Origin of the sequence: Porphyrobacter sp. GA68, assembly GCF_022605525.1 — a bacterium.
Lineage (GTDB): Bacteria > Pseudomonadota > Alphaproteobacteria > Sphingomonadales > Sphingomonadaceae > Qipengyuania_B.
In genome coordinates this window covers 316,428-331,935 of sequence record NZ_JAKQYJ010000002.1, presented here as the reverse complement: position 1 = coordinate 331,935, position 15,508 = coordinate 316,428, and the positions used below count along the sequence as shown (strand labels likewise).

General features: G+C 64.0%; 15 protein-coding genes and 1 riboswitch. Of the genes, 11 read left to right on the top strand and 4 right to left on the bottom strand.

The window, feature by feature from the left end; translation table 11 throughout:
* Positions 1-25: 25 nt before the first annotated feature.
* Positions 26-227: riboswitch (cobalamin riboswitch) on the bottom strand.
* 141 nt (positions 228-368) lie between these two features.
* The 11 genes from LHJ54_RS09400 (at position 369) to LHJ54_RS09350 (ending at position 10,793) form a co-directional block, all read left to right on the top strand.
* Positions 369-704: a hypothetical protein gene (locus LHJ54_RS09400; RefSeq protein WP_228243626.1), complete on the top strand. Its 336-nt coding sequence runs from the start codon at positions 369-371 to the stop codon at positions 702-704.
* Positions 705-895: 191 nt separating this feature from the next.
* Positions 896-1,855, top strand: coding sequence for a malate dehydrogenase (gene mdh / locus LHJ54_RS09395; protein WP_228243625.1), 960 nt, complete (start codon positions 896-898; stop codon positions 1,853-1,855).
* Positions 1,856-1,875: 20 nt separating this feature from the next.
* Positions 1,876-2,163 carry a hypothetical protein gene (locus tag LHJ54_RS09390; protein ID WP_228243624.1) on the top strand — a complete coding sequence of 96 codons (288 nt, stop codon included), beginning with the start codon at positions 1,876-1,878 and terminating at the stop codon, positions 2,161-2,163.
* Positions 2,163-3,053: a succinate--CoA ligase subunit alpha gene (gene sucD, locus LHJ54_RS09385; protein ID WP_228243623.1), complete on the top strand. Its 891-nt coding sequence runs from the start codon at positions 2,163-2,165 to the stop codon at positions 3,051-3,053. The genes LHJ54_RS09390 and sucD overlap by 1 nt, the downstream gene beginning before the upstream one ends.
* Before the next feature lie 55 nt (positions 3,054-3,108).
* Positions 3,109-5,952 (top strand): 2-oxoglutarate dehydrogenase E1 component, encoded by a 2,844-nt coding sequence (locus LHJ54_RS09380; protein WP_228243622.1) that lies wholly within the window; start codon positions 3,109-3,111, stop codon positions 5,950-5,952.
* 9 nt (positions 5,953-5,961) lie between these two features.
* Complete coding sequence (gene odhB / locus LHJ54_RS09375; RefSeq protein WP_228243621.1) at positions 5,962-7,215, top strand: 2-oxoglutarate dehydrogenase complex dihydrolipoyllysine-residue succinyltransferase; 1,254 nt, start codon at positions 5,962-5,964, stop codon at positions 7,213-7,215.
* 20 nt (positions 7,216-7,235) lie between these two features.
* Positions 7,236-7,544 carry a hypothetical protein gene (locus tag LHJ54_RS09370; RefSeq protein ID WP_228243620.1) on the top strand — a complete coding sequence of 103 codons (309 nt, stop codon included), beginning with the start codon at positions 7,236-7,238 and terminating at the stop codon, positions 7,542-7,544.
* The gene (gene lpdA, locus LHJ54_RS09365; RefSeq protein WP_228243619.1) at positions 7,537-8,943 is read left to right on the top strand and encodes a dihydrolipoyl dehydrogenase; all 1,407 of its coding nucleotides are present in this window, start codon (positions 7,537-7,539) and stop codon (positions 8,941-8,943) included. Before LHJ54_RS09370 ends, lpdA begins: the two co-directional genes overlap by 8 nt.
* A gap of 132 nt (positions 8,944-9,075) precedes the next feature.
* Positions 9,076-9,495 carry a VOC family protein gene (locus LHJ54_RS09360; protein WP_228243618.1) on the top strand — a complete coding sequence of 140 codons (420 nt, stop codon included), beginning with the start codon at positions 9,076-9,078 and terminating at the stop codon, positions 9,493-9,495.
* 15 nt (positions 9,496-9,510) lie between these two features.
* A complete protein-coding gene (locus tag LHJ54_RS09355) occupies positions 9,511-10,125 on the top strand; it encodes a trimeric intracellular cation channel family protein (protein WP_228243617.1) in 615 nt (204 codons plus the stop codon).
* A complete protein-coding gene (locus LHJ54_RS09350; protein ID WP_228243616.1) occupies positions 10,125-10,793 on the top strand; it encodes a PepSY domain-containing protein in 669 nt (222 codons plus the stop codon). Before LHJ54_RS09355 ends, LHJ54_RS09350 begins: the two co-directional genes overlap by 1 nt.
* A 23-nt stretch (positions 10,794-10,816) precedes the next feature.
* On the opposite strand, the gene LHJ54_RS09345 is transcribed toward LHJ54_RS09350, so the two are convergent.
* From LHJ54_RS09345 to LHJ54_RS09330, 4 genes are all read right to left on the bottom strand, one after another.
* Complete coding sequence (locus tag LHJ54_RS09345; protein WP_228243615.1) at positions 10,817-11,362, bottom strand: hypothetical protein; 546 nt, start codon at positions 11,360-11,362, stop codon at positions 10,817-10,819.
* A gap of 105 nt (positions 11,363-11,467) precedes the next feature.
* Positions 11,468-13,651, bottom strand: a complete 2,184-nt coding sequence (locus LHJ54_RS09340) for a prolyl oligopeptidase family protein (RefSeq protein WP_228243614.1) — start codon at positions 13,649-13,651, stop codon at positions 11,468-11,470.
* Positions 13,652-13,787: 136 nt separating this feature from the next.
* Entirely contained in the window at positions 13,788-14,213 is a 426-nt protein-coding gene (gene rplQ / locus LHJ54_RS09335) for a 50S ribosomal protein L17 (protein WP_228243613.1), read from the bottom strand.
* A gap of 150 nt (positions 14,214-14,363) precedes the next feature.
* The gene (locus LHJ54_RS09330) at positions 14,364-15,416 is read right to left on the bottom strand and encodes a DNA-directed RNA polymerase subunit alpha (protein ID WP_228243612.1); all 1,053 of its coding nucleotides are present in this window, start codon (positions 15,414-15,416) and stop codon (positions 14,364-14,366) included.
* Between the last annotated feature and the right edge of the window lie 92 nt (positions 15,417-15,508).

Sequence of the window (15,508 nt, the reverse complement as noted above, 5' to 3'; positions counted from 1 at the left end):
TGCCTCCGGTACACCCCGCCCGGCAAGCGGTACGACAGTCACGGGCAGGTCTCCTGACTCGCCGGGTCAACGCATCCGCCCCGCCTTCCCGTCCCGGCTGCGGCGCAGGAACAGTGGCATGATGAGACGGTGCTCGCCGGTCACAGTTGCGGGGGCAGCGCGGGTCTCGCACCCGCTTCCCTCTTCGGCCCGCGTAGCCGCAGGCAACCCATGACGTGCCTCTCCTTAGCTCTGCCTCCGGCAACGGGCAAGTGGCCCGGAATGGCCGCTTAACCTTCTCGAAACCTCTTTGCGGAACAGGAAATTAGCACCGATGCGCCTACAACCCGCCGGACGCCCGCACTGCAACAAAAGGTATCCCCCTCTTTATGTCGAAGCGTAGTGACTCCGCACCTTTTGGCGGAGCCAGTTCCCCGCACTCCGCATTTCGACGCACAGCGCGCCCGCATGCTGCCAATGACAACGATGCCGGCGTGTGGCCGGCATCCCTGACAGAAGCGCTGCGCCTGTTCGCGCGCTATGGCGCGGCGGCCGGCAACATCGCCCGGCTGGCGTGCTGGCAGGCGGAACGGCACGGCGACCGGCCGGCAGAAGAACGATGGCTGGCGATCCGCGAACACTTCGATGCGCCGGCCCGCCACAACCGTTCAGACCGGCAAAGATACGATAATGACGCCGCCCCCGCAGGAGAGCGGCAATTGTAGTAAGAGCCGTTATTGCAACCGCGTCGCAACAGCAACCACTCTGCTTCGAGCGGCTTGGATTGGCGGTTGCAATCCCCACTTCACCCGCCTAGTCCGCTACGGCATTCAGCTATCGCGATGCCACGTGCGGGGGCGTCGCTTGCGGACATAGCCCGGCGATCCCGCCCGCCGGACGCAGACGGATCGAAGATATGGCTCGCAAGAAAATCGCCCTGGTCGGCGCCGGCATGATCGGCGGCACCCTTGCCCATCTCGCCGCGAAGAAGGAAATGGGCGACATCGTCCTGTTCGACATCGCGGAAGGTATTCCTCAGGGCAAGGCGCTGGACCTGGCGCAGTGCGGCCCGGTCGAAGGGTTCGACGCGAAGATGACCGGCACCAACGATTACGCCGACATTGCAGGCGCGGACGTGGTGATCGTCACCGCTGGCGTCCCCCGCAAGCCGGGGATGAGCCGGGACGACCTGCTTGGCGTCAACCTCAAGGTGATGAAGGCGGTGGGCGAGGGCATCCGCGACAATTGCCCCGACGCCTTCGTGATCTGCATCACCAATCCGCTGGACGCGATGGTCTGGGCGCTGCGCGAATTCTCCGGGTTGCCGCACAACAAGGTGGTCGGCATGGCCGGCGTGCTCGACAGCGCGCGCTTCGCGACGTTCCTCGCCTGGGAGTTCGGTGTCAGCGTCAAGGATGTGAACGCCTTCGTGCTGGGTGGGCATGGCGACACGATGGTGCCGGTGCTGTCCTACTCCACCATCAGCGGCATCCCGGTGGGCGACCTCGTCAAGCAGGGCCGCTCTTCGCAGGAGAAGCTCGACGAGATCGTCAAGCGCACCCGCAATGGCGGCGGCGAGATCGTCGGCCTGCTAAAAACCGGCAGCGCCTATTACGCCCCCGCGACCAGCGCCATCGCCATGGCCGAAGCGTATCTGGGCGACCAGAAGCGGATCCTGCCCGTGGCGGCCTTTGTCGATGGCAAGTACGGTCTCGACGGCCTCTATGTCGGCGTGCCGGCTGTGATCGGCGCGAACGGCATCGAGGAGGTGGTGGAGATCGCCCTGTCGGACGAGGAGAAGGCGAACCTCAAGGTGTCGACCGACGCGGTGGAGGAACTCCTGGAGGCGTGCCGGGGGATGGACAGCTCGTTGTGATGCCGCGAAGGTGCGCCTTGATGTTCCTTTCCCCGCTCGTGGCGATCGGATGCGATGATGTCGGCAGCAACCGTCCCACAGATCTTCAGGTGATCGAGGCGTGTCTTGCAGCGGCGCACGAGCAGGAAACAGGCATTGACTTAAACGCGTCTGCCTGGGTCGAGCGCGATACCACTGTCAACTTTGACGCGAAATTGCTCGTCGCTCGTTGGCCCACGTCCGGTGAGACGGATTTACCTTTTACTTGCGAGTATCGTTTCGGGCGAAGCACGCCCGACGTTTTGGTCACTTTTACGGGAAATCGTTAATGTCTATCCTCGTCGACAAGAACACGAAGGTAATCACCCAGGGGATGACCGGCGAAACCGGCACTTTCCACACGCAACAGGCGCTCGGTTACAGGACGCAGATGGTGGCCGGGGTGACGCCGGGCAAAGGCGGCACCACGCATATCGGCCTGCCGGTGTTCAACACCGTGGCCGAGGCGAAGGCGGAAACCGGCGCGACGGCATCCGTGATCTACGTCCCGCCGCCGTTCGCCGCGGACTCGATCCTGGAAGCGATCGACGCGGAAATCCCGCTGATCGTGACCATCACCGAAGGCATCCCGGTGCTCGACATGGTTCGGGTGAAGCGGGCGCTGACCGGCTCCAGCTCGCGGCTGATCGGCCCGAACTGCCCCGGCGTGCTGACGCCGGGCGAGTGCAAGATCGGGATCATGCCCGGCTCCATCTTCAAGAAGGGCAGCGTGGGCGTCGTCTCGCGTTCCGGCACCCTGACCTACGAAGCGGTGCACCAGACCACCGCCGTGGGTCTTGGCCAGACGACGGCGGTCGGCATCGGCGGCGATCCGGTGAACGGCACCAATTTTATCGACGTGCTCGACCTGTTCCTGTCGGACGACGAAACCAAGTCGATCATCATGATCGGCGAGATCGGCGGCTCCGCGGAAGAAGAGGCAGCCGCCTTCATCAAGGAACAGCGCGCCAAGGGCCGCTCCAAGCCGATGGTCGGCTTCATCGCCGGGCGCACCGCACCTCCGGGACGCCGCATGGGTCATGCCGGCGCGATCGTCTCGGGCGGCCAGGGCGGTGCGGAGGACAAGATCGCCGCGATGGAGGATGCCGGCATCCGCGTTGCGCAATCGCCGTCGGAACTGGGCACCACGCTGGACGCTCTGTTGAAAGAGCTGGCCTGAGGGCTGGCGCAGCCGGCGAACGATCGCCGGAGACGGCGGTTGAAAAGGTATGACCATGGGTAACGAAGCGCACGATTTCCTCCCCGCCCTGACCGATCAGGAAGCGGCGCAGGCCGGCCCTTCGTGGGGCAATCCGCGCTGGCCGCTGACCGGCGCCGACGCGGCCGACGATCTGACGGCGGCGCTTGACCCCACCGCCATGAAGCTGGCGGTCGCGAAGGCGGCCGCCAAGGCGGGCAAGACGGTTGATCCCAAGGCTATCGAGCAGGCGGCGGACGACAGCATCCGCGCCATGCTGATGATCCGCACCTACCGCGTGCGCGGTCATCTCGCGGCCGATCTCGACCCGCTGGGCCTCGCACGGCGCGAGTTGCCTGACGACCTCAAGCTGGAATGGCACTTTCCCAAGCATGCGCTGGACCGCGACGTGTATGTCGGTGGCAACCTCGGGCGCGAGTGGGTGACTCCGCGCGAGTTGTGCGAACTGCTGCACCGGGATTACTGCGGAAAAGTCGGCCTTGAATATATGCACATCGCCGATGTGGAGGAACGACGTTTCCTGCAAGAGCGCTTCGAAAGCCCCGAAGACACCATTCAGTTCACGCCGGAAGGCAAGAAGGCCATACTGGCCGCGGTGATCCGGGGCGAGGAGTTCGAGAACTTCCTTGGCCGCAAGTACGTTGGCACCAAGCGGTTCGGCCTCGACGGCGGGGAAAGCATGATCCCGGCGCTGGAGGCGGTGATCAAATACGGTGGCCAGCTGGGCGTACGCGAGATCATCTACGGCATGGCGCACCGGGGCCGCCTGAACGTGCTCGCTAATGTCATGGGCAAGCCGTACCGGGTCATCTTCCACGAATTCCAGGGCGGCAGCGCAAACCCCGATGATGTCGGCGGGTCGGGTGACGTGAAATACCACCTCGGCACGAGCACCGACCGCGAATTCGACGGCATCTCGGTGCACATGAGCCTGGTTCCCAACCCGTCCCACCTGGAGGCCGTGAACCCTGTGGTGCTGGGCAAGGCGCGCGCGCAGCAGGCGATCCGCGACGATCTGACCCGCCATCAGCAGGTACTGCCCGTTCTCATCCATGGGGACGCCGCCTTCGCCGGACAGGGCATCGTCTGGGAATGCCTCGGTTTCTCGGGCGTGCCTGGTTACGATACGGGCGGTTGCATCCACTTTATCATCAACAACCAGATCGGCTTTACCACCTCCCCGCAGTTCGCCCGTTCGTCCCCTTACCCCAGTGACGTGGCCAAAGGCGTGCAGGCGCCGATCCTGCACGTTAACGGCGACGATCCCGAAGCCGTCACTTTCGCCTGCAAGCTGGCCGTCGAGTACCGGCAGAAGTTCGGGCGCGACATCGTGATCGACATGTGGTGTTACCGCCGGTTCGGCCATAACGAAGGCGACGAGCCGAGCTTCACCCAGCCGGTAATGTACGATGCCATCCGCAAACACCCCAAGGTCAGCGTTCTGTACAATGAGCGGCTGGTCGAACAGGGCGTCGTTGACGAACAGTTCGCCGCCGCCGCCGCGGCAGACTTCACCGGGCGCCTGAACGAGGAGTTCGCCGCATCGCCCGATTACCGCGCCAACGCGGCGGATTGGTTTGGGGGACGCTGGGCCGGCCTAAACAAGCCGGCGGATCCGGAAACCTCGCGCCGGAACGTCGACACCGCCATCGAGAAGAAGTTGTTCGACAGCCTCGGCAGGACGCTCGCAACCGTGCCGGACGATCTGGACGTCCACCGCACGTTGCGCCGGGTTCTCGATGCCAAGCGGGAGATGTTTTCGACCGGAGAGGGTATCGACTGGGCCACTGCCGAAGCGCTCGCCTTCGGTAGCCTGGTTGCCGAAGGATACGGTGTGCGCCTGTCGGGCCAGGACAGCGGCCGGGGCACCTTCAGCCAGCGGCACGCCGTCTGGGTGGACCAGCGGGGCGAGCGCAAGCACGTGCCTCTTGCCACCCTGCCCCACGGCAAGTTCGAGGTTTATGACAGCCCGCTGTCGGAATACGGCGTGCTGGGATTCGACTACGGATTTGCGCTGGCCGATCCAAAGACACTGGTTCTGTGGGAAGCGCAGTTCGGCGACTTCGCCAATGGCGCCCAGATCATGATCGATCAGTTTATCGCCAGCGGCGAATCGAAGTGGCTGCGCGCGAACGGCCTCGTGATGCTGTTGCCCCACGGGTACGAGGGGCAAGGGCCGGAACACTCGTCGGCGCGGCTTGAACGGTTCCTGCAACTGTGCGCAAGCGACAATATCCAGGTGTGCAACATCACCGTACCGTCGAACTACTTCCATGTATTGCGGCGGCAGATGTTGCGACCCTTTCGAAAGCCGCTGATCATCATGACGCCGAAGTCGCTGCTGCGTCACCCCATGGCGAAGTCGGCGGCGGCGGAGTTCATGGGGCAGAGCCACTTCCGCCGCATTGTCAGCGATACGAAAGAAATGGCTGACGACAAGGTTCGCCGCCTGGTGCTGTGTTCCGGAAAGGTCGCCTATGACCTGCTGGAACGGCGCGACAAGGAGGAACTGGAGGATGTGTCCGTCGTCCGCATCGAACAGCTCTACCCCTGGCCCGGCGAACCGCTGGCCAAGCGGCTGGCGCGGATGACGAACCTGCGCGAAATCGTCTGGTGTCAGGAAGAACCGAAGAACAACGGTGCCTGGTTCTTCGTCGATCGTCTGCTCGAGGACGCAGCCACACAGGCCGGGCACATCGGACTGCGACCGATCTATGCCGGGCGCGAAGCCGCTGCCTCCCCCGCCACCGGTTATGCCAAGCGGCACCAGGTTGAACAGGACGCGCTCGTGACCGCGGCCTTGGGTCTGGGTGAGGACAACGCGCCGCGCGAACTGCAGACAAATCCCGAACGGGCTTGAGGAAACATCATGGCAACTGAGATCAAGGTGCCCGCGCTGGGCGAATCCGTCACCGAAGGAACGATCGCCGAATGGCTCAAGCAGCCCGGCGATGCGGTGGCGGTCGACGAACCGATCGCCAGCCTTGAAACCGACAAGGTTGCCGTGGAAGTGCCCTCCCCCGTGGCTGGCGTGCTGCAAGAACATCGGGTCGAGGTCGGCGCAACCGTCGAAGTCGGCGCGGTGATCGCGAGTGTCGAGGAAGGCGCGACGGCTGGAACGAAGGGCGGCGACACCGCCAAGGCGAAGAGCGGCGACAGCGCGCAGACCACGGCAACGGCGCCATCGGCCCCTCCAGCCGAACCGGCGGGTGGCCAAGGCGATAGTGCGCAGGGCATGTCGCCAGCGGTTCGGCGTGCGGTGATCGAACATGGGATTGATCCCACCACCATCAAGGGCACTGGCCGCGACGGTCGGCTGACCAAGGAAGACGTGCTCGCCGCCGCCGAAGCGAAAAGGCAGGGTGGTGACGCGGAAGCCGCTCAGGCTCAGGCTTCAGCCCAGGCTCCGTCCGTCGCGGGCGGGCGGCGCGAGGAGCGGGTGAAGATGACCCGCATGCGCCAGACGATCGCCAAGCGGCTCAAGGCGGCACAGGACAATGCTGCCCTGCTGACCACCTTCAACGACTGCGACATGAGCGCGGTCATCGAAGCCCGCGCGAAGTACAAGGACCTGTTTGCCAAGAAACATGACATCCGCCTCGGCTTCATGGGCTTCTTCGCCAAGGCAGCCTGCCTTGCCCTCAAGGATGTTCCGGCGGCAAATGCCTACATCGAAGGCGACGAGATCGTGTACCACGATTACGTCGACATTTCCGTCGCGGTCAGCGCGCCGGGCGGTCTGGTGGTGCCGGTGGTCCGCGATGCCGACAAAAAGGGTTTCGCGCAGATCGAAAAGGATATTGCCGACTTCGGCGCGCGCGCCAAGGAAGGCACGCTGACGATGGACGATATGCGCGGTGGCACGTTCACCATTTCCAACGGCGGCGTGTTCGGCTCCCTGATGTCGACACCCATCATCAACCCGCCGCAGTCGGCGGTGCTGGGCCTCCACCGGATCGAGGACCGGCCGGTGGCGGTGAATGGGCAGGTCGTGATACGGCCGATGATGTACCTGGCGCTGTCGTACGACCATCGCCTGATCGACGGGCGCGAAGCGGTGACTGCGCTCAAGATCATCAAGGAGGCGATCGAGGATCCCACGCGCTTGCTGATCGACCTGTGATAACCCATTTACCTCACACGATGAAATCACCCGCTCTCTTCACCGCTGCGGCTCTCGCGCTGGCCGGCTGCGAAGCGGCTGGGCCGGCGGTGGAAGCGCAGGCGCGGCAAAGCTTCATTGCCCAGTGCCAGCAGTTCGCCGCCGACTACGGGATCGCGCCCGCCCTGGTGCAGCCGGTTTGCGAGTGCGGCGCGGATGAGGTTATCGAAGGCGGTGCGGCGGGCATCGTCCAGTTCAGCACGGCACGGGTTCAGGACATTGTGAACTCCTGTGCCCGGCGCTTCGGGCAGACGGATTCCGCGCCCTTGACGGAGAACGAGATTGGCTGACCAACCTTACGACTATGACGTCCTCTTCATCGGCGGCGGCCCCGGCGGATATGTCGCGGCGATCCGCGCGGCGCAGCTTGGCCTGAAGACCGCCTGCGCCGAAAGTCGCGGCACGCTTGGGGGCACGTGTCTCAACGTCGGCTGCATCCCTTCCAAGGCGCTGCTGCACGGGTCCGAACTGTTCGACGAAGCGGCAAACGGCCACTTCGCCACCTGGGGTATAACGGCCAAGGTGGAACTCGACCTTGATCGCATGATGGCGGAAAAGGTGAAGGCCGTGGGCGAGCTGACCGGCGGGATCGAGTTCCTGTTCAAGAAGAACAAGGTCACATGGCTGAAAGGTCATGCCAGCTTCGAGGACGCGCATACCGTCAAGGTGGGCGACACCACTGTTACCGCGAAGGACGTGGTAATCGCCACCGGCTCTTCCGTGACGCCGCTGCCGGGCATCGCGATCGACAACGAGGGTGGCCGCATTGTGGATTCGACTGGCGCGTTGAAGCTCGACCGCGTTCCGGAACATCTGGTGGTGATCGGCGGCGGGGTGATCGGGCTTGAACTGGGCAGCGTATGGCGCCGGCTTGGCGCAAAGGTCACCGTGGTTGAATACCTCGACCAGTTGCTGCCCGGCATGGACGGCGACGTGCGCAAGGAAGCGGCCAAGATATTCAAGAAGCAGGGCATGGAATTGCGCCTGAAAAGCAAGGTCACTGGCGCCAGCGACAATGGCGAAGGCGTTACCGTGACCATCGAGCCTGCCGACGGAGGCGAGCCGCAGGCGCTGGAGGCGAGCCACGTTCTTGTCGCCATCGGACGGCGGCCAAACACAGAAGGGCTCGGCTTGGAAAAGATCGGCCTTCAGACCAACAACCGCGGTCAGATAGAAACGGGCCACGATTTCCGCACGAAAGTGGAAAATGTGTGGGCGATCGGCGACGTCATTCCCGGCCCCATGCTGGCGCACAAGGCGGAAGATGAAGGCATTGCCGTTGCGGAAAACATCGCCGGACAGACCGGCATCGTCAACCACGCTGTCATCCCGAGCGTCGTTTACACCAACCCGGAGTTCGCTGGCGTTGGGCTGACGGAAGAAGAGGCAAAGGACAAGGGCCACAGCATCAAGGTCGGCAAGTTTCCCATGATGGCTAACAGCCGGGCCAAGACCAACCGCGAAACCGACGGCTTCGTCAAGGTGGTGGCCGACGCTGAGACCGACCGCGTCTTAGGCGTCTGGATGGTGAACACGCTGGCCGGCACGATGATCGCTCAGGCCGCGCAGGCGATGGAATTCGGCGCGACGAGCGAGGATATCGCCTATACCTGTCACGCCCACCCAACTCATTCCGAAGCTTTGAAGGAAGCGGCAATGGCGGTGCAGGGCAAACCGATCCACGCCTGACCGGCTGGCAGCCTGTCCCGGCAGCAGCGGGGAATCGGATCGGTGCACGGTGAACCCGCTCGCGCCGTGCACTTCCCGCGGCATGAGGTGGGCTTCAAGCTGCCATGCCGCTATCCTGCCGCTGGAGACGTTATGACCTTGCCGCCATTTCACCTTGCCTTCCCCGTCGATGACCTTGCCGCCGCGCGCCGCTTCTGGGGCGAGGTGATGGGCTGCGCCGAAGGTCGGTCGTCCGCTGAGTGGATCGATTTCGACTTCTACGGCCACCAGATCGTCGCCCATCTGTCGGCGAACCGCGGCGCGGAAGCGGCCAACCCGGTGGACGGCCATGCCGTGCCCGTACCGCACTTTGGCGTGGTACTGAGCATGGCAGAGTGGGAGGCGCTGGTGCAGCGCCTCACCGCACGCGGAGTTGCCTTTGTCATCGAACCCCACATCCGCTTCAAAGGCCAGGCAGGAGAGCAGGCGACCATGTTCTTCCGCGACCCTGCCGGCAACGCGCTGGAGATCAAAGCGTTTGCCAACCCCGCCCAGTTGTTCGCCACTGACTGAACCGCGCCCGCTGTGATGGCCCCTGCCCTTCCGCCTCTGCTGGACCTTGGCGGCACCGCGGTGTTCGCGCTGACGGGCGCGCTCCTGGCGGCGCGGCTGCGGCAAACCTTTGTCACGATGAGCTTCTTTGCGCTCGTCACCGGCGTCGGCGGCGGAACGGTCCGCGACATGCTGCTCGGCGTGCCGGCGTTCTGGCTGCACAGCCCGCTGATCGCGCCAGTGATCCTGGCGACCGCTCTCATTGCCTGGTTCACGCCGGCACGGTGGTGGGAAGGTCGTCTGCTGGAATGGGGCGATGCCGCCGGCCTCGCCGCGTTTTCGGTGCTGGGGACTGCCAAGGCGCTGGCATTCGGCGTGCCTCCCCTGCCCTCCGCGATACTAGGCGTTGTGACCGGTTGCGTCGGCGGCATCATTCGCGATGTGCTGGCCGGTCAACCATCGATCCTGATGCGGCCGGAACTGTATGTCACTGCCGCGGCATTATCGGCAGGCCTCTGCGCGATCGGCACACTGGCTGGTCTGCCCGACGCGCTTGTCTGGAGCGTTGCGGCCACCGCCGGCTTCGCGTTGCGCGGAGCGGCGATCACATGGCACATCAACCTGCCGTCTTATGAGAAAGAGAAAAGCTGATGCGGGCTCTATCACGCTGGCACGTCTGGCTGGGCTGGATCATCGGTCTGCCCCTGCTGATGTGGACACTGACCGGCCTGCTCATGGTATCGCGCCCGATCGAAGAAGTCCGGGGCGAACACCTCCGCCGCGACGCCGCGCCGGCCACCCTGCCCGCGAACCTTGCTGCCGAACTAAGGCTGCCCGGCGGAATGACCGCCGCGACTGAAGTGACCATCCGCATGGTTGACGACCGCCCGATCGTCTTCGTTAAGGATGCCGCGGCAATCCGGCGCTACGACACGCAGGGTTCGCCGCTTGCGCCGGTCAGCGAAGCGGACGCGCGCAGCATTGTAGCCCGGCAGATCGTAAACGGAGCGGCGCAGACGGATGTCCGGTTCTATCCCGCCGACGCTGCACCGCTGGATTTTCGCCGGGAGGTTCCGGCCTGGCGCGTGGCGCTGGAGGATGGAACGCATGTTTATGTGGGTCAGGAAACCGGAGCGATCGAGGCGGTGCGCACGCCGTTCTGGCGCCTGTTCGACGTAGCCTGGGGGCTGCACATCATGGACCTGAAGGGTCGGAGCGACACGCACCACCCCATTCTGATTGCCTTCGCCGCGCTGGCGGCAACAGGAACCTTGATCGGGGTGGTGCTGCTGTTCCGGCGACGTGGCAGGAAACGGTGAGCTAAACCGCTCACCATCACCCATCAACTCAGGCCACGAATGCTCCGGTAGTTCATGCTGCGGATCCGGCCATTGTCGACGTCGCACCGGAACCGCCCAGCATCGGAAAAGCCGCCGCTGTAGCGGTCATAGCGGCTGTTGCGGTCCCACCGATCACGGCCGTAATTGCCGCGCGAGGCATAGCCTGCCTGCTCGACCTGCAGCCGCCCTTCGACTCTGAACCCGCGGCGGGTGCGGTTCACGTCGGTTATCTGAGTCACGTCGGCGTATCTATACCCCGCCCGGCGGGCGTCCGTTTCAGCGGCCCTGACACAGCGTTCGACGGCAAGCCGCGGATCGTCGTAGCGGCCGTACCGCGGGTCATACCGGTCGCGATCACGCGTGGCGGAGGACAGGATTGCCGCCAGCCCGCCGAGAACGACTGCTCCGGCAATCACCTCGCCGGCGCTGATGCCCCGGTCGCGGTCATGGTCGCGCCAGCGGTCCTGCGCAGCTGCGGGTGCAACTGCGGTCATGGTCAAGGCGCCCGTTGCCAACGCGCCAAGCAGCGTATTGCCAATCTTCTTCATCTGTCTGTCTCCTCGCAGCGGTCGTCACGGCCCACCTTCCGCGATGCTGCGCCGGGTATAGCCCCGCCCCGCTGGAGCGAGGCTGAACCCGGCCGACAGATACTGTTAATTTGACCGTGCGCTTGCCTGAACGGAAGCCTGCCCGGCAGAAGGCACCTCCAAGCCGGTGAAGTGACCCAGGAATGCCAGCACGTCCGCATATTCCTCGATGATCTTGTCCGTGGGCTTGCCCGCCCCGTGCCCTGCACGCGTTTCGACACGGATCAACTGCGGATAACCGCCCGGATCGGCAGCCTGCAAGGCAGCGGTGTATTTGAAGCTGTGCCCCGGCACGACGCGATCGTCGGTGTCTGCGGTCGTGACCAGCACCGGCGGATAGTCCACATCATCGCGGATGTTGTGGAGCGGAGAATAGGCCCGCAGAACGCGGAAGTCCGCTTCCCGGTCGGGGTATCCGTAGTCATCGACCCAGTAGCGGCCTGCGGTGAACTGATCGAAGCGCAGCATGTCCATCACGCCGACCGACGGATTGGCGGCGTCGATCAGATCCGGCCGCTGATTGACAACCGCTCCGACCAGCAGGCCGCCATTCGACCCGCCCTGAATGGCCAATCCGTCAGACGGTGTGTAACCGTTGGCTTTCAGATATTCGCCTGCCGCGATGAAGTCGTCGAATACGTTCTGCTTGTTCGCCAGACGCCCGCCATCGTGCCAGGCCTTGCCGTACTCGCCGCCTCCGCGAATGTTGGCGACAACATAGGTGCCGCCAGCCTCCAGCCAGGCCATGCGCGTGGCGGCAAAGCCCGGAGTGAGCGAGATATCGAAGCCGCCATAACCATACAGCAGCGTCGGGGCCGGCCTGCCGCTGGCTGCCGATGCCTTGCTGCGTACCACAAACATCGGCACGCGGGTGCCGTCCTTGGAATTGTAGAATACCTGCTCCACCAGATACTGTTCGGGATCGAAGGTCAGCTTCGGCGCGGCGAAGGTGTCCGTCTGATTGCTGTTGACGTCGAGCCGGTAGATGGTTGGCGGACGATTGAAGCTGGAAAAGGCATAAAAGGTCTCAGGGTCGCCCGGCTCCCCGATGAAGCCGCTGGCGCTGCCCAACCCGTCCATCGCGATTTCGCGCACCGGCTGTCCTTGCAGGTCGAACACCTGCGCACGTGACGCCGCATCGCGAAGATACTGGACGATCAGCTTGTCACCGATCAGGGAAGCGCCGGCGATTGGCTGCTCTGTCTCGCTAACAACAGTCCGCCACGCCGGTGTCGGGGCGGACAGATCCGTCGCGACCAGTCGGTACCGCGGCGCATCTTTGTTGGTCACGAAATAGGCAGTTGTGCCGAGCGTCGCGATCGGGTTCCATTCGTTTTCGAAACCGCTGACGAGCGGCCTTGCCCGCCACCCCTGCGTCTCGCGTGCCATCAGATCCACGACGTGCACCTCGTATTTGGCATCGGTGCCGAGTGAGCTGATGACAAAGCCCCAGCGACCATCATCGCTGACAGCCATGCCATGACCGCGTTCGGGATGGTCCGGGGTTGCGAACACTACCTCATCCGCAGACTGCGGCGTGCCCAGCCGGTGATAGTACACCGTCTGGTTGTAATTGCGCGCCTGAAAATCCTGGCCTTCTTCGGGTTCGGGGAAGCGGGAGTAGAAAAATCCGTTATCCCCGTCCCACGAGATGCCGGTGAACTTGGCCCAGCGGATTTCGTCCCCAACCGTCTGCCCGGTTTCGGTGTCGAGCACACGGATCGTGCGCCAGTCGCTGCCGCCGTCCTGGATGGCGTAGGCAACGAAGCGGCCGGATTTCGACGGTGCCCAGTCGGCCAAGGCGGTGGCGCCGTCCTGCGCCCAGGTGTTCGGATCGATCAGGAGGCGCGGCTCGCCCGTCAGTCCTTCGCGGACGAACAACTGTGCTTGATTGAGCAGGCCGGGATTATAGGAATAGAAGTACCTGCCGCCCTTCTTGACCGGCAGACCATAGCGTTCGTAGTCGAGCAAACCCGCAAGCTTCTGTCTGTACCAGTCACGCGCCGGCAGGCTGCTTAGAAACTCCTGCGTCACTGCGTTCTGCGCTTCTACCCACTGGGCGACCTGCGGATTGGTACGCACATCGTCTTCGAGCCAGCGATAGGGGTCTTCTATGCGTTCGCCGAACCGTTCCTCCGCGACATCGCCACGGAATGTTTCGGGATACGTCGGCACGGCGATGTCCTGGGCTGAAACGGGTGCCGCGAACAGGCATGCGGCAACACCGGTGAGAAGGGCAAGGCGGTTCATGGAAGTCCTCTCGTCAAAATGCTTGGCCACCGATGTAGCCAGCTAACGACAGGATGCAACGGTCCTTCGCGTCGCAACAGGTGGGAAGGGCGGCCAGGGCATCTAGTCTGGCCCCCTTCCACTAGTCAGCTGACGATCAGGCGTCTTCCAGCTCGTCCTCGTCTGCCGTCTGCACCGGACCGCTGTCCTGCCCCTTGGCGGCGACGTCGCGATCCACGAGTTCGATTACCGCCATCTGGGCCGCGTCGCTCGCGCGGTAGCCCGCCTTGATGACGCGGGTGTAACCGCCCTCGCGGTCGCCATAACGCTCTGCGAGAGTGTCGAACAGCTTGCGCAGCTGCGCCTCGTCGCCCAGCCTGCTCATGGCCAGCCGGCGGTTGGACAAGCCCCCGCGCTTTGCCAGCGTGATCAGCTTTTCGATGTAGGGGCGCAGTTCCTTCGCCTTGGGCAGGGTCGTCAAGATCTGCTCGTGCTTGATGAGTGCGGCCGCCATGTTGCGAAACATGGCTGTGCGGTGGCCGGACTTGCGGCCCAGCTTGCGCTGAGAAATACCGTGACGCATTGTTCTACTCCGTTCGTAAAGGGGCCGTGCGAGGTACCCCGTTCCAGGTGGCCGTTCGAGGCCGCCACCCTGCGCCTTGATTGAAACCATGCATCAGCCGAACACGTCCCGCCGATGCAGGAAGCCGGGCTGGCCCGCCCGACCGCCTCCTCAGCCAAGCAGTTCCTGCTCCAGCTTCTTGGCCATGTCTTCGATGTTCTCCGGCGGCCAGCCGGGGATGTCCATGCCGAGGCGCAGACCCATGCTCGACAGCACTTCCTTGATCTCGTTAAGCGACTTGCGGCCGAAGTTCGGCGTGCGCAGCATCTCGGCTTCCGTTTTCTGGACCAGATCGCCGATGTAGATGATGTTGTCGTTCTTGAGGCAGTTGGCGCTGCGGACCGACAGCTCCAGCTCGTCGACCTTCTTGAGCAGATAACGATTGAGCTGGTTGGTGTCGGACTCTGTCGGCTCCGCCGCCTGGCCGATCATGGGCGAGCTGGCCCGTGGCACGCCCTCCTCGAAGTGGACAAAGAGGCTCAGCTGGTCCTGCAGGATGCGTGCAGCGTAAGCCACCGCGTCTTCAGGCGACACGGTTCCGTCGGTTTCGATCGTCAGCGAAAGCTTGTCATAATCGAGTTCCTGCCCAACGCGGGCGTTCTCGACCTTGTAGCTGACCTGCCGCACGGGCGAGTAGAGCGAGTCCACCGGAATAAGCCCGATCGGCGCGTCGATAGGCCGGTTCTGAACTGCCGGAACGTAACCTTTTCCGGTGTTCGCGGTCAGCTCCATGTTGAGGCTGGCACCCTCGTCGAGGTGACAGATGACCAGCTTCTTGTTCATCACCTCGATGTCGCCACTCATCGCGATATCGCCTGCGGTCACCGGGCCAGGCCCGGTGGCGGACAGCTGCAGCCGCTTTGGACCTTCGCCCTCCATCCGCAAGGCGATCTGCTTCACGTTGAGAACAATGTCCGTCACATCCTCACGTACACCGCCGAGCGAGGAAAACTCGTGCAGGACGTTCTCGATCTTGATGGACGTGATTGCAGCGCCTTGTAGCGAGGACAGGAGCGTCCGGCGCAGCGCGTTGCCGAGCGTCAGGCCAAAGCCGCGTTCCAGCGGTTGCGCGATAAAGGTCCGGCGGCGCTTGTCACCGGCGTCCTTGATCTCGAGGTTATTGGGCTTGATGAGTTCCTGCCAGTTCTTGCTGTTGATGGCCATGAAATTCCCCTGGGGTTGTTCTGGCGGATCAGGTGCGATGTGGCCGCCCTGCTCCTGTGTGGGTAAGATAGTTGGCCGACGCGTTCAGCCAA

Excerpts from the sequence above, each read along its gene's own strand:
- LHJ54_RS09400 (WP_228243626.1), top strand. The coding sequence starts at position 369 with ATGTCGAAGCGTAGTGACTCCGCACCTTTTGGCGGAGCCAGTTCCCCG.
- mdh (WP_228243625.1), top strand. The coding sequence starts at position 896 with ATGGCTCGCAAGAAAATCGCCCTGGTCGGCGCCGGCATGATCGGCGGC.
- LHJ54_RS09390 (WP_228243624.1), top strand. The coding sequence starts at position 1,876 with ATGTTCCTTTCCCCGCTCGTGGCGATCGGATGCGATGATGTCGGCAGC.
- sucD (WP_228243623.1), top strand. The coding sequence starts at position 2,163 with ATGTCTATCCTCGTCGACAAGAACACGAAGGTAATCACCCAGGGGATG.
- LHJ54_RS09380 (WP_228243622.1), top strand. The coding sequence starts at position 3,109 with ATGGGTAACGAAGCGCACGATTTCCTCCCCGCCCTGACCGATCAGGAA.
- odhB (WP_228243621.1), top strand. The coding sequence starts at position 5,962 with ATGGCAACTGAGATCAAGGTGCCCGCGCTGGGCGAATCCGTCACCGAA.
- LHJ54_RS09370 (WP_228243620.1), top strand. The coding sequence starts at position 7,236 with ATGAAATCACCCGCTCTCTTCACCGCTGCGGCTCTCGCGCTGGCCGGC.
- LHJ54_RS09360 (WP_228243618.1), top strand. The coding sequence starts at position 9,076 with ATGACCTTGCCGCCATTTCACCTTGCCTTCCCCGTCGATGACCTTGCC.
- LHJ54_RS09355 (WP_228243617.1), top strand. The coding sequence starts at position 9,511 with ATGGCCCCTGCCCTTCCGCCTCTGCTGGACCTTGGCGGCACCGCGGTG.
- LHJ54_RS09350 (WP_228243616.1), top strand. The coding sequence starts at position 10,125 with ATGCGGGCTCTATCACGCTGGCACGTCTGGCTGGGCTGGATCATCGGT.
- LHJ54_RS09345 (WP_228243615.1), bottom strand. The coding sequence starts at position 11,362 with ATGAAGAAGATTGGCAATACGCTGCTTGGCGCGTTGGCAACGGGCGCC.
- LHJ54_RS09340 (WP_228243614.1), bottom strand. The coding sequence starts at position 13,651 with ATGAACCGCCTTGCCCTTCTCACCGGTGTTGCCGCATGCCTGTTCGCG.
- rplQ (WP_228243613.1), bottom strand. The coding sequence starts at position 14,213 with ATGCGTCACGGTATTTCTCAGCGCAAGCTGGGCCGCAAGTCCGGCCAC.
- LHJ54_RS09330 (WP_228243612.1), bottom strand. The coding sequence starts at position 15,416 with ATGGCCATCAACAGCAAGAACTGGCAGGAACTCATCAAGCCCAATAAC.